General features: G+C 69.2%; 7 protein-coding genes. All 7 read right to left on the bottom strand.

Features of this window, described 5'->3' with window-relative positions; all coding sequences use genetic code 11:
* Positions 1-48 precede the first annotated feature (48 nt).
* The 7 genes from ACYVF7_RS13630 to ACYVF7_RS13660 all read right to left on the bottom strand — a co-directional run bounded on the left by ACYVF7_RS13630 (position 49) and on the right by ACYVF7_RS13660 (position 12,920).
* Complete coding sequence (locus tag ACYVF7_RS13630) at positions 49-2,916, bottom strand: beta-galactosidase (protein ID WP_460339463.1); 2,868 nt, start codon at positions 2,914-2,916, stop codon at positions 49-51.
* A gap of 146 nt (positions 2,917-3,062) precedes the next feature.
* Positions 3,063-6,023 (bottom strand): glycoside hydrolase family 3 protein, encoded by a 2,961-nt coding sequence (locus tag ACYVF7_RS13635; RefSeq protein WP_460339465.1) that lies wholly within the window; start codon positions 6,021-6,023, stop codon positions 3,063-3,065.
* Positions 6,024-6,087: 64 nt separating this feature from the next.
* Positions 6,088-7,425, bottom strand: coding sequence for a GH1 family beta-glucosidase (locus ACYVF7_RS13640; RefSeq protein ID WP_460339467.1), 1,338 nt, complete (start codon positions 7,423-7,425; stop codon positions 6,088-6,090).
* Positions 7,422-9,734, bottom strand: a complete 2,313-nt coding sequence (gene yicI, locus ACYVF7_RS13645; RefSeq protein WP_460339468.1) for an alpha-xylosidase — start codon at positions 9,732-9,734, stop codon at positions 7,422-7,424. The genes ACYVF7_RS13640 and yicI overlap by 4 nt, the downstream gene beginning before the upstream one ends.
* Positions 9,735-9,749: 15 nt before the next feature.
* Positions 9,750-10,616 carry a carbohydrate ABC transporter permease gene (locus ACYVF7_RS13650; protein WP_460339470.1) on the bottom strand — a complete coding sequence of 289 codons (867 nt, stop codon included), beginning with the start codon at positions 10,614-10,616 and terminating at the stop codon, positions 9,750-9,752.
* The gene (locus ACYVF7_RS13655) at positions 10,613-11,560 is read right to left on the bottom strand and encodes a carbohydrate ABC transporter permease (protein ID WP_460339472.1); all 948 of its coding nucleotides are present in this window, start codon (positions 11,558-11,560) and stop codon (positions 10,613-10,615) included. The genes ACYVF7_RS13650 and ACYVF7_RS13655 overlap by 4 nt, the downstream gene beginning before the upstream one ends.
* A gap of 67 nt (positions 11,561-11,627) precedes the next feature.
* Entirely contained in the window at positions 11,628-12,920 is a 1,293-nt protein-coding gene (locus tag ACYVF7_RS13660) for an ABC transporter substrate-binding protein (protein WP_460339474.1), read from the bottom strand.
* Positions 12,921-12,932: the final 12 nt, after the last annotated feature.

Raw genomic sequence — 12,932 nt, forward strand, 5'->3', positions numbered from 1 at the left:
TTTCCGGGTCCGTGGCCGGGCATCGGCCCGGCCACGGACCCGCGGAGATCAGCTAGGGGAGGGGACGTCGGACACCGGCACGCCGCCGCGCTCGTTGTCGAGCGCGACCAGGCTCACCGGTGCGGGCGTCGCGTCGGTGCGGGCGACGACCGCGAGGGCGAGGGTGTTGCGGCCGTGCTGCCGGAGCAGACCGGCGGGCAGCGTGAAGTCGGTCTGCGGGCCGATGTCGCCGCCGTACTGGCCGAGGTTCCAGCCGTTGAGGAAGATCTGCACGCGGTAGCCCTTGCCGACCGGGCCGCCGAATCGCAGGACGATCGGCACGTCCTGGCCCTTCGGCAGGTCGAGGTGGAAGGAGGTGCGCTGCCAGGTCACGCCGGGCGCGACCTGCGTGGCGGCGTTCGCCGTCCAGGACCGGTCGTCGTACGCGGGCAGGGGCCAGCCTTCGCGCTCGCCGTACAGGCCGCCGTTGTTCAGCGGGCCGCGCGTCCGGTCGACGAGGTTCTCACCGCCCCTGGCACCCTGGATCTTCCAGGAGATCGGGGCGGTCGAGCCCTCGACGGACACGCCGTACAGGCCGCGCGGCTGCTTGAACCGGTTGTCGTCGGCGATCCAGTCGTCGTTGTGGCCCTGGTTCTCCACCAGCACGGACAGCACGGCCGGCTGTCCCGCCTTCACCAGGCCCGCCGGGATCGTGAAGTCACCACGGCCCGGGTCCGGGTTGACCGGCGAGTCGGAGTCGGCCTGGACGCCGCCCATGGCCGAGCCGAGGTACCGGCCGTTCAGCCAGACGAGGTACGAGCCGCGCTTGCCGGTGAAGGCGTTCAACGACACCTTCGTCTCCCCGCCGGTACCGGTGAACCGGCCGCGGTACCAGACGTCGCCGTAGTGGTAGCCGTAGTCGTCGGCGTACAGCACGGTCGGCGTCTTCGGCTTCAGCGGGCTCTCGGTCGTCGTCTTCGACGCACTCACCCAGCCGGAGTCGTCGAAGCCGGGCTGCGCCTCGGGTGACTCCGTCTTCGACCGCCAGCCGGTCAGCGCGGGCAGATGGACCGCCTTCGGGCCGGGCAGCGTGCCCAGCAAGGACCCACTCGGGGTCACCCGCGTCCGTACCGGCGAGCCGTTCACCACGAGGCGGCTGGCGTCGGCGAACACCTCGACGTCCTCGGCCTTGGCGGTGTCGGCGCGCAGGTACGCGGTCCGCCCGGCCACGGTGGCGGAGCGGACGAGCGACGTGCCGCGCACGAGCGCCGGACCGGACTGCCAGAACTTCGCCGCCTCGGCGTCGGTGCCGAGCAGGAGCAGCAGCGGCCGGCGTCCGCCGCCGCTGATCAGCACGCGGGCGAGCCCGGAGTGGGTGTAGTCGAGCCGCAGGTCACCATTCGCATACGACGACTTCACCGAACCGGCGAGGACCTTCACGGTCGGCTGGGAGGAGTAGCGCAGCACCGTGGAGCCCTGCGTGCCGTCGGTGCCGTACAGCACCGCGATGTCCCGTCCGCCCACCGTCGTATTGGTCATGAGCTCCGAGTTCGACCAGACGAGCCGCTGGCCGCCCAGGTCGTACCCGGCGATCAGCACCTTGGCGTCCCGGCCCTTGACCCGTACCGGCACGGAGTAGTGGCCGTCCGGCGTGGTCCAGTCGAGCGTGGCCGAGTCGTCGGTGGTCGCCGCGTGGTCGCTGTGCCGGACGAGCACGAACTGTGTGTGCGTGTCCGGGTTGGCGCGCGCGACCGTCTCGATCGCCTTGTCCGAGGACGCCGGAGCGGTGACCGGGTCGGTCTTCGTCAGCGGCGCGACCGAGCTCAGGAAGAAGTTCTGCCGTTTGAACTCGTCGTACTTGTCGCTCAGCAGCCGGTTCTCGGTGATCGCCGCACCATAGTCGTAGGAGGTGTAGACGTCGTTCGGCTGGGCCAGCCAGCCCCAGTTGGTGCCGCCGAAGCCCATGTAGTAGTTGAACGCCGTCGCGCCGGACGAGATGAGGTTCGACTTGTAGAAGAACTTCATGAACTTCGGGCCGGTCAGCTCCCGGCACTTGTCCATGCCGGCGTTGTCCGGGTCGATCGAGCCGCCCTGGTACTCCGCGGCGAACACCGGGGTGTCGTCGCGCAGCCGCTCTGTCTGACCGACGCCCCACGGTCCCCAGCTCGTGTCGGCGTTGGCGCAGTCGAAGCCCTGCGGATAATCGTCCATGCCGGGGATGTCCACGGCGCCCTGCCCGGAAGCCCACGTCGAGGTCCAGGAAGCGGCGTCGCAGCAGCCGTTGTGCATGGTGGGCACGTCGATGCCGTCGGCGCGCGCCTTCTTCTGGATGTCCTCCATGTACGCCGCGTCGGTGTTCGCCGCGTACTCGTTCTCGGCCTGGTAGAGGATCACCGAGCCGCCGCGCGTGATCTGGTGCGGCGCGATGATCTTGTCGATGTGGCCGAGCCAGTCCTGGTAGGCGGCGGTGTAGCCGGGCGCGCTGCTGCGGGCCCGTCCCGGCACGTTCTTCAGCCAGGCCGGGAAGCCGCCGCCGGTGGTCTCGGCGTTGATGTACGGCCCCGGGCGCGCGATGACGTACAGGCCGGCCTGCTGCGCGATGGTCAGCAGGCGGTTCACGTCACGGACGCCGGTGAAGTCGTACACCCCGGCCTTGGGCGAGTGGTACGCCCAGTCGAAGTACAGCGAGACGGTGTTGAACCCGGCCGCCTTGTACTTCTCCAGCACGTCGCGCCACAGGTCAGGGCTCGGCAGCCGGAAGTAGTGGAACTCCGCCGACCGCAGCAGCACCCGCTGCCCGTCGATCGAGACGGAGTAGTGGTCGTACGTCACCCGGTGCCGGGGCGCGGCGGCGGCGCTCGGCGGGGAGACGGGCGACACCGCGAGCGCGAGCGACGCGATGACGGCGGTCAAAAGGGCGAGGAGTCTGACTTTCACGAGCCGGGCCTCCGGTGGCGGTGGTGAAGCCGGAACGGTCGGTCCCCCGATTGGACGGGGCGCCCCGCCCCGCGTTCCTGGGGCCAGGACGGGGCGCCCCCGCTGGTGGCGGCCGCCGCCCCGGACGGGACGGCGGCCGGGCTCGCTTACTTCAGCGAGAAGGTGCTGACCCGCAGGTCACCGTGGAACACCAGGTAGACGTCGTGGCGGCCGGTCGCGCCGTGCAGTGCGGCGGTCGTGGTCGCGTACTTGTAGACGTCACCGGTGCTGGACACCGTCGCGGTGCCGGCGAGCGGGCCCGTCGGCGAGTCGAGACGGACCTCGATCGAGCCGTCTCCGGTGCTCGCCTTGGCGGCCGAGGCGGTGAAGGTCGACGCGCCCGAGCCGAGCGACGCGCCGGCGAACTCGACCCAGGTGCCGTCGGCCGCGCCGACCGCGTCCCCGCGCACCTTCGTCTCGTCGACGAGGCGCACGCCCTTGTAGTCGTCGAAGTCGACGGCGCGGGTCTGCGCGGCGAGGTTCCGCGCGGGGATGGTCTCGCCCTGGACGCGCACGGCGGACCGCTGCCGGATGTCGGCCGAGGACGAGCCGACGAGCACGTCGTAGTCGCTCGTCTCCACGACGTTCTTGTCCCGGGTGACGTCCCAGTGCGCCAGGTCGGACACCTTGAACGTCAGCCGCGCCGTCGTGGTCTGCCCGGGGGCCAGGTGCACTCGCTGGAACGCGCGCAGTTCCTTGACCGGCTGCTTGTCGCGTGACGTCCGCTGGTGGGTGTAGAGCTGGACGACCTCGTCACCCGCGCGCTTGCCGGTGTTGGTGACCTGGACGTTCGCGGTGATCCGCCCGCCCGCCTTGCTCACGTGCAGCCCGCCGTAGCGGAAGCTCGTGTACGACAGGCCGTAGCCGAACGGGTAGAGCGTCTGGCCCTTGTAGTACAGGTACGTGCGGTCCGACTTGATGATGTCGTAGTCGAGGATGTCGGGCAGGTCGCCCTCCGAGCGGTACCACGTCTGGGTGAGCCGCCCGGCCGGGTTGCTGTCGCCGAAGAGGTTGTCGGCGAGGGCGTGCCCGGTCTCCGCGCCGGCGTGCGTCGTCCACAGGATCGCCGGGACGTTCTGCTGCTCCCAGTTGAGCGTGGTCGGGTAGCTGTTCTCCACGACCAGGATCGTGTTGGGGTTGGCCGCCCGCACCGCCTTGATCAGGTTCTCCTGGCTCTCGGCGAGGGCCATCGTCGTACGGTCGTGCGCCTCCCGGCCGTTGATGAAGGGCATGCTGCCGACGACCACGACCGCCGCGTCCGCGCCCTTGGCGGCCTTGACCGCCTCGTCCGCGCCGCTGCTGATCGTGTCCTTGCTGAAGTGCGACGCGTCGGCCTTCGTGGCCAGGACGAGCGTGCCGTCGTCGGACGCCTTGAGGTACTTCTTGTCGCCGAACCAGGACTCGTCGGCCTCGTAGCCGGAGTAGCGGAGCAGGAAGCTGCCGTCGTCCTGCTTCTCAAGCGAGAACATCTGCTGGACGAACCAGCCGTTCGGCTGGTCCTGGTCGTTGACCATGGTGTCGCCCCAGTTGTACCGGCCGGCGTACTTGCCGTTGGCGACGCTCCGCAGGGTCAGCTTGCCCTGGCCCCAGTCGAACGCGTCGAACTGGGTCGTGGTGTCGGCGCTGGTGGCGCTCTCCTTCAGCGCGGCTCCGGACGCCCCGGTCCCGGCGGTGATGTACTTGCCGGTCTTGGTGTCCTTGAGGGCGATCCGGTCGGCCCCCTCGCTGTCGGTGACGGTGCCGCCCGCGCCGAGCCGTTGCTTGATCCCGTCCAGCGGGGTGACCTTGTACGGCAGGGAGCCGGAGTACCAGTCGGTGTAGAGGGTCTTCTCCAGCGGGCCGACCACCGCGACCTTCTTGGTCTTCGCGGCGTCCAGCGGCAGGGCGTTCCCGGAGTTCTTCAGCAGCACGGCGGCCTGGTCGGCGGTCTGCCGGGCCAGCGCCTGGTTGGCCGGGCTGTTGATGACGCTCTTGCCGATCTTGGCGTACGGGCCGCCGTCCGGGTCGAAGTCGCCGAGCCGGACGCGCAGGCTCAGGATGTGCGACACGGCGGTGTCCAGGTCGGACTGCTTGAGCAGGCCCTGCGACAGCGCGGACTTGACCGCGGCGGTGGTCGGGCCGGCGTTGGTGTCGTCCACCGTGAAGCTGTCGAGGCCGGCCTTGATCAGCGCGGCGTCCGCCTCCGGCTGGGTGGCGTAGTACTTCTCGCTGCCGGTCAGGTTGTTCGGGGCGCCGGCGTCGGTGACGTTGAGCAGGTCACGCTTGGTCCACGAGCGCACGGCGTCGTTCAGGTCGGGGTTGACGGTGTTGGGTCGCCCGTTGACCAGGTTGTACGACGCCATCACGCCCGTCGCCGCGTCCGCGGAGATGGCGGGGGAGAAGGCCTTCTCGTCGTACTCGTTCTTCACCCGGGGGCGCAGGTCCGACGAGGTGATGTCGCGGTTCACCTCGTTGTTGTTGGCGAGGTAGTGCTTGAGGACGGGCGCGGCCTTGAGGTGGTCCTTGTCGGGTCCCTCGATGCCGGAGCCGTACGCCGTGGAGATCGCACCGGTGAGGTACGGGTCCTCGGAGTAGCCCTCCTCGTTGCGGCCCCAGCGCGGGTCGCGCAGCAGGTTGACGACCGGCGCCCAGAGCTGGAGGCCCCACACGTCCGGGTTGGTGGAGTTGAAGCCCCGCGCCTCGTCGCCGACGGCGGAGCCGACCTTCTTGATGAGCGCCGGGTTCCACGTCGAGGCCAGGCCGATGGCCTGCGGGAACACCGTGCCGTTCGCGGTGACGACGGCGCCGTTGTTGTGGATGTCGGTGGACCACGCGACGCCGTGCAGACCTTCGGTGCCGGTCTTGAACGGCTTGATCCCGAGCCGGGGGATGGCCGGCTCGTACTGGTGCAGCAGAGAGATCTTCTCGTCGACGGTCAGCCGCTTGAGCAGGTCGTCGACGCGGGTCTTGAGCGGTAGGCGGGGATTCTGGAAGGGATAGGTCTCTTTGGCATGGGCCGGACCGGTCAGCCCGAGCGAGGCCACCATGGCCACGCCGAGCATCACGGAAACCCGGGGTCGGAATCTCACTAGCTACGACCTCCTGTTAGTCGAAGCGCTTCGACAACGGTGCCCCCGAAGAACAGTGATGGCCTTACGGCCGTGGACCCTCAGGCGAGTCCGCGATGACGTCGCGGTACCAGTGCGCGCTGTCCTTCCAGGTGCGCTTCTGGGTCGCGTAGTCGACGTGCACGATGCCGAACCGCTTCGAATAGCCGTACGCCCACTCGAAGTTGTCCAGCAGCGACCAGACGAAGTAGCCGCGCACGTCCGCTCCGGCCGCGCGCGCCCGCCCGACCGCCGCGAAGTGGTCGCGCAGGTAGTCGATCCGGCGCTGGTCGCGTACCCGGCCGTCCGCGTCGACGCGGTCGTCGAACGCCGCGCCGTTCTCGGTGATCATCAGCGGGACGCCGGGGTGGTCGCGGTGCACTCGAAGCAGCAGCTCGGTCAGGCCGGTCGCGTCGATCGGCCAGCCCATCTCGGTGTACGGGCCGGGCTGCCGCACGAAGTCGATGTCGTCGCAGCCCACCCACGGCGACGCCGTGCCGTCGCCGTGCCCGTCGGCGGTGTCCCGGGAGGACGCGCCGTCCCAGCGCCGGACGAGCGTGGGGGAGTAGTAGTTCACCCCGAGCACCTCGATCGGTGCGTTGCAGGTCGCCTCGTCGCCGTCCTGGACGAACGACCAGTCGGTGATCTGCCGGGTGTCGTCGAGGAGGTCGGCGGGGTAGGCGCCGTCCAGCATCGGGCCGAGGAAGACGCGGTTGGCGACCGCGTCGACCTGGCGGACTGCGTCGGTGTCCTCGCCGCGGACGTGGTGCAGGTTGAGGGTTACCGACACGCGGCCGGGCAGGGCCCGCGCGGCGAGGCCGTGCGCGAGGTTGAGGTGGTGCGCGGCGGTCAGCGCGGCGAGGGGGTCGGTCCGGCCGGGCGCGTGCACGCCCGAGCCGTAGCCGAGGAACGCCGAGCACCAGGGCTCGTTCAGCGTGGTCCACAGGTGGACGCGGTCGCCGAGCGCCGCGCCGATCCGCTCGGCGTACTCGGCGAACCGGAAGGCGGTGTCCCGGGCGGTCCACCCGCCGGCGTCCTCCAGCTCCTGGGGGAGGTCCCAGTGGTAGAGGGTGGCGACCGGCTTGATCCCGCGCTCGAGCAGCGCGTCGACGAGCCGGGAGTAGAAGTCGATCCCGCGCTTGTCGTGGACGCGCGGCCAGGCGATGGAGAAGCGGTACGCCCCCAGGCCGAGCTCACGCATGATCTCGACGTCCTCCGGCCACCGGTGGTAATGGTCGGCGGCCACGTCGCCGGTGTCGCCGTTCAGCACCCGGCCCGGCGTGTGGCTGTAGGTGTCCCAGATCGACGGCACCCGGCCGTCCTCGCGCGCCGCGCCCTCGATCTGGTACGCCGCCGTCGCCGCGCCCCACAGGAACTCGGTCATGAAATCCCCCCGATCGTGACGGTGTCGCCGGTGGCCTCGACGAGGAGGCCCTGGTCGTGCCGGCCGACCGTACCGCCCTGGACGTCGCCGGATCGGACGCCGACGAGCAGCACCCGCCAGTTCGTCGCGCCCTGGGCGGTGACCGTGACCGCGTCGCCGTCCCGCGCCGTCGTGAAGGTCGCCGCGACCTCGCCGGCGGTGTCCGGGACCTCGGTGGTGACCCGCGCACCGTCCGGCAGCGCGTAGGCGTGCAGGGTGACGCCGTCGGCGTAGTCGTAGTCGGGGCGGTCCTCGACCGCGCCCACCGGCACGACCGAACCGGGCCGGGCCAGCAGCGGGACGCTGAGGAAGTCGTGCCGCTCCCGCACCCAGCGCCCGCCGGTCACCGGCTCGCCGGTCAGGACGTGCGTCCAGGTGCCCTCGGGCACGTAGTAGGCGGTCTCGCCGTCGGCCGAGAACACCGGCGCGACCAGCAGGTCCCCGCCGAGCATGTACTGCCGGTCGAGGTGGCTCACGGCCGGGTCGCCGGGGAACTCCACGACCATCGGGCGCATCATCGGGACGCCCTCGCCGTACGTCTCCCGCGCCGCGCCCAGGACGTACGGCATGAGCCGCGCCTTCAGCTTCGTGAAGACGCGCAGGACGTCGACGGCCTCCTCGTCGAACAGCCACGGCACCCGGTAGGAGCCGCTGCCGTGCAGCCGGCTGTGCGAGGACAGCAGCCCGAACGCGATCCACCGCTTGAACAGCGCGGGGTCGGGCGTGCCCTCAAAGCCGCCGATGTCATGGCTCCAGTAGCCGAAGCCCGACATGCTCAGCGACAGCCCGCCGCGCAGGTCCTCGGCCATCGCCTCGAACGTCGACTCGCAGTCGCCGCCCCAGTGCACCGGGAACGCCTGCGACCCGGCCGTCGCCGACCGGGCGAACACCACGGCCTCGCCCTCGCCCCGCCGCTTGCGCAGCAGCTCGAAGACGGTCTCGTTGTACAGGTACGTGTAGTAGTTGTGCATCCGCTCCGGGTCGGAGCCGTCGAAGTAGACGACGTCCGTGGGGATGCGCTCGCCGAAGTCGGTCTTGAAGCAGTCGACGCCCATGTCGAGCAGCGCGCCGAGCTTCGCGGCGTACCACTCGCGGGCCTCGGGGTTGGTGAAGTCCACCAGGCCCATGCCGGGCTGCCACTTGTCCCACTGCCACACGTCGCCGTTCGGCTTCTTGACGAGGAAGCCGCGCGCCCTGCCCTCCTCGAACAGCCTGGAACGCTGCGCGATGTACGGGTTGATCCAGAGGCAGATCTTCAGGCCGCGCGCCTTCAGCCGCCGCAGCATGCCCTCCGGGTCGGGGAACGTCCGCGGGTCCCACTCGAAGTCGCACCAGTGGAACTCGCGCATCCAGAAGCAGTCGAAGTGGAACACCGACAGCGGCAGGTCGCGCTCGGCCATGCCGTCGATGAAGCTCGACACCGTCTCCTCGTCGTACGACGTGGTGAACGACGTCGACAGCCACAGCCCGTACGACCAGGCCGGGACCCGGGCCGGGCGGCCGGTCAGCGCGGTGTACTTGCGCAGGATGTCCTTCGGCGTCGGCCCGTAGATGACGAAGTAGCGCAGCGACTGGCCCGCGACGCTGAACTGCGTGCGCGTCACGGCCTCCGACGCCACCTCGTACGACACGTGGCCGGGGTGGTCGACGAAGACGCCGTAGCCGGCGTCGGTCAGGAAGAACGGCACGTTCTTGTAGGCCTGCTCGCTGGCGGTGCCGCCGTCGGCGTTCCAGACGTCGACGGTCTGGCCGTTCTTCACCAGCGGGCCGAAGCGCTCACCCAGCCCGTACACGTGGTGGCCGACACCCAGGTCGAGCTGCTCGCGGATGTAGTGACGGCCGTCGCCGGTCTCCACCATGGCGGTGGTCTTCTCGCCGCCGCCGGTGAGGACCCGGCCGCCGGCGGAGAAGTCGACGCGCCAGGACCCGGTGCGGGCGACCCGTACGGACAGCGCGCCGGAGGTCAGGACGGCGGCCTCGTCATCGACTGCGACGTCGACGCCGCCCGGCTCCTCGGTCAGCCGGAACCTCGGCTCGCGCGGCACCTCGCCGTCGAAGTGGGTGACCGTCACCCCGATGACGTCCGGCATGGGGGAGGAGTAGGTCAGCGTGAGCTGCGGTCCCTTGAGCAGGTCGCCCCGGTGCCGGATGTGCTGGGTCGGCGCGTAGACGCTGAGCGAGTCGGGCGCGGCCTGCACGTCGAGGACTTCGATCGGGTACGAGGCCTGCACGCCGTCCTGCAGCATCCAGTAGCCATCGGTGAACTTCAAAGAGGGGTCCTTCTCTTACTTGACGGCACCGACGGTGATGCCGCGGGTGAGAGTGCGCTGGAAGATCAGGAAGAAGACGACCGCCGGGATGATGCCGAGGAGGGCCGACGAGCTGGTCATCGTGGCGTCCATCATCTTCTGGCCGAAGAGCGTTCCGAGCGCTACCGGAACGGTCTGGTTCTCATTGGAGATCAGGAAGATCATCGGCAGGAAGAACTCGTTCCACGTCCAGATGAAGAAGAAGACGAACAGCACACCGAGCGTCGGGCGGCTGATCGGCACGACGACGCGCCACAGGATGCGGAACCGGCCCGCGCCGTCCATCCGCGCCGCCTCGAGGATCTCCCGGGGGAACGTCGACAGCACCGACGACAGCAGGTAGGTGCCGAAGGCCGTCTGGATCGCGGTGAAGATGATGATGACGCTCAGCCGCGTGTCGTACAGGCCGACCTTCTTCGACAGGAAGTACAGCGGGTAGACCAGCACCTCCTGCGGCATCGTGTTGGCCAGCAGGAACAGCACGAGGATCCACACTCGGCCCTTGATCCGGCCGATGCCGAGGGCGTAGGAGTTCAGCACCGAGAGGATCACCGCGAGCACGGCGACCGAGCCGCTGATGACCAGGCTGTTGACGAGCTTCGCGCCGAAGTCGACGCGCTCCCAGAAGTCCTTGATGCCCTGCAGGTAGAAGCCCTTCGGCACGCTGAGCGGGCCGTGGCTCGAGTACTCGGCCGGGCTCTTGAACGCGTTGAACGTGATGATGACGAACGGCAGCAGCATCACGACCGCGAGCACGGCCAGCGACACGAGCACCGCCCAGGCCCCTGGCGTCCTGCGGTGCGCGGCCGGTCGCAACCGCCGCGCCGCGGTGATGGAGGTCATCGATCCGCCTCCTCGGCCTTGTTCTGGCGGCTGATCAGCACCGCCATGACCACGACGATGATGAGCGTCAGCACGGTCGCGATCGCGGCGCCGTAGCCGACCTGGGTCTTCTCGAAGAAGTTCTGGTACGAGTAGTAGGCGGGCACGTTCGTCGCCCCGCCGGGGCCGCCCTTCGTCAGGATGAAGACCTTGTCGAAGCTCTTGATGGCGGCGACCGTGCAGGTCAGCAGCACCACGTAGATCTCCGGGCGGATCTGCGGGATCGTGATGTACCAGAACTTCCGCCACCACGACGCGCCGTCGATGTCGGCGGCCTCGTACAGCGAGGGGTCGACCCGCTGCAGGCCCGCCATGAAGACGACGAGCGGGAAGCCGATCTGCACCCAGACCAGCACGCCCATCACCGTGTAGAGCGCGAGCTTCGGGTCGCCCAGCCAGTCCTCCTGGAGCGACTTCAGGCCGACCGCCTTGAGGACCGCGTTGAGCGCGCCGTTGTCGGGGGCGAGGATCCAGGCCCACACGATGCCGGCCACCGCGAACGGCAGCACCTGCGGCAGGTAGACGCAGGCCCGCAGGACCGCGGTCGTGCGCGGGCCGAACCGCTTGGCGATGACGTCGAACAGCACCGACGCCAGGACCAGCCCGATCATCAACGGGATGATCGCCATGGCGATGACGAGCGCGACGTTGTGCGCGAACGACGACCAGAAGGCGCCGTCGGACATCAGCTTGGTGTAGTTGTCCAGCCCGACCCACTGCGGCGAGCCGATGCCGTCCCACTTGGTCAGGCTGAAGCCGATGTTCATCACGAACGGCACGAGGATGACGCCGATGAACAGGACCGTGCTGGGGATCAGGTAGACGGAGTAGGGCAGGCCGTTGCGCGGCCGCCGGGCGGGCTTGTGCACGGCCGTCGCGGGCGGCGCGCTCAGGGTTTGAGTCATCGTGGTTCTCCGGTACGGGAGGCGGGCGGCCGTCGGGCCACCCGCCTTCCGCGGTCGGCGGTGTCGCTCAGTGGCCGATGTTCGAGAGGTTCTCGTTGTACGGCTTGGCGAAGCCGTCCAGGACCGAGCTCGGCGACGCGGTGCCGGTGATCAGCTTCTGGGTCCCGGCCACGAGCACGTCGTAGTAGCCCGGCGCCGGCCAGTCGGGGTAGAAGCCCAGGCCGTCGCTGTTGGCGAGGGTCTGGTAGTTCTGGATGAGCTTCTTGTTCTTCGGGTCCGTGACGCCGGAGGGGTCGCCCGCGACCGGCACGCCGCCGTTGTTGGCCAGCGTGTTCTGGATCTCCTTCTTCATCGTGATGTTGATGAAGTCATAGGCGAGGTCCTTGTTCTTCGACCCCTTCGGGACGACCCAGAGGTTGCCGCTCGACCCGAGCGTCATCTTGCTGCCCGGCCAGAGGAACGTGTCCCACTGGAAGTTCTTGATCTCCTTCTCGAAGCGGCCGTACCACCAGCTGCCGGAGAAGAACATCGGGAACTTGCCGGCCATGAACGCGGTGCCCGCGTCCTCGGCCTTGGTGCCCGAGGAGTTCTTGGCGATGTAGCCCTTCTTCACCCAGTCGGCGAAGGTGTTGGCGGCGTAGGTCCACGCCGGGTCGTGGAAGTCGGTCTTGCCGGTGTAGCGCTCGAACCGGTCGACCCACGGCCGGTCCGCCTTGCTGAGCGCGAGCTGGTAGAGGTACTGCTGCGCCGGGTACTCCGCGCCCGCGTTGGACAGCGGGGTGACGCCCTTGCTCGTGAAGGTGTCCATCGCCTTGGTGAACTCGTCGAACGTCGTCGGCACCTTCACGCCGTACTTATCGAACAGCGCCTTGTTGTAGTACACCTGCAGGTACTCGGCGTAGTTCGGGACGCCGTACCACTTGTCGCCGCCCATGACGCCCTTGGCGTCGTACTTCGCGGTCTCGGCGACGTTCGCGGGCAGCATCTTGTCCCAGCCGCGCTTGGTCACCTCGGAGCTGATGTCGGTGAGCAGCCCCTGCTTGGACAGCAGGCCGGCGGTCGCGTTGCCCTTGTTGTACTCCAGGATGTCCGGGGCGTCCTTGGAGTTCAGCACCATCGGGGCGGTCTTCTGGATCTGCTCGAAGCCCTTCTCCTCGAACTTCACCTTGACGCCCGGGTGAGTCTGCTCGAACTCCTTGATCGCCTGGTTCCACGCCACCCCCATGGCGCTGTCCTGGGTCTCGTAGTGCCACAGCTTCAGCTCTTTCGAGGAAGAGCCACCGCCGCCCCCACCGCCGCACGCGGACAGGGCCAGCAGACCCGCGGTCAGGGCCGCGAGCGCCTTTGTCGCCTTGAACATCGGGATTCCTCC

It is taken from the genome of Actinoallomurus acanthiterrae (assembly GCF_054775715.1).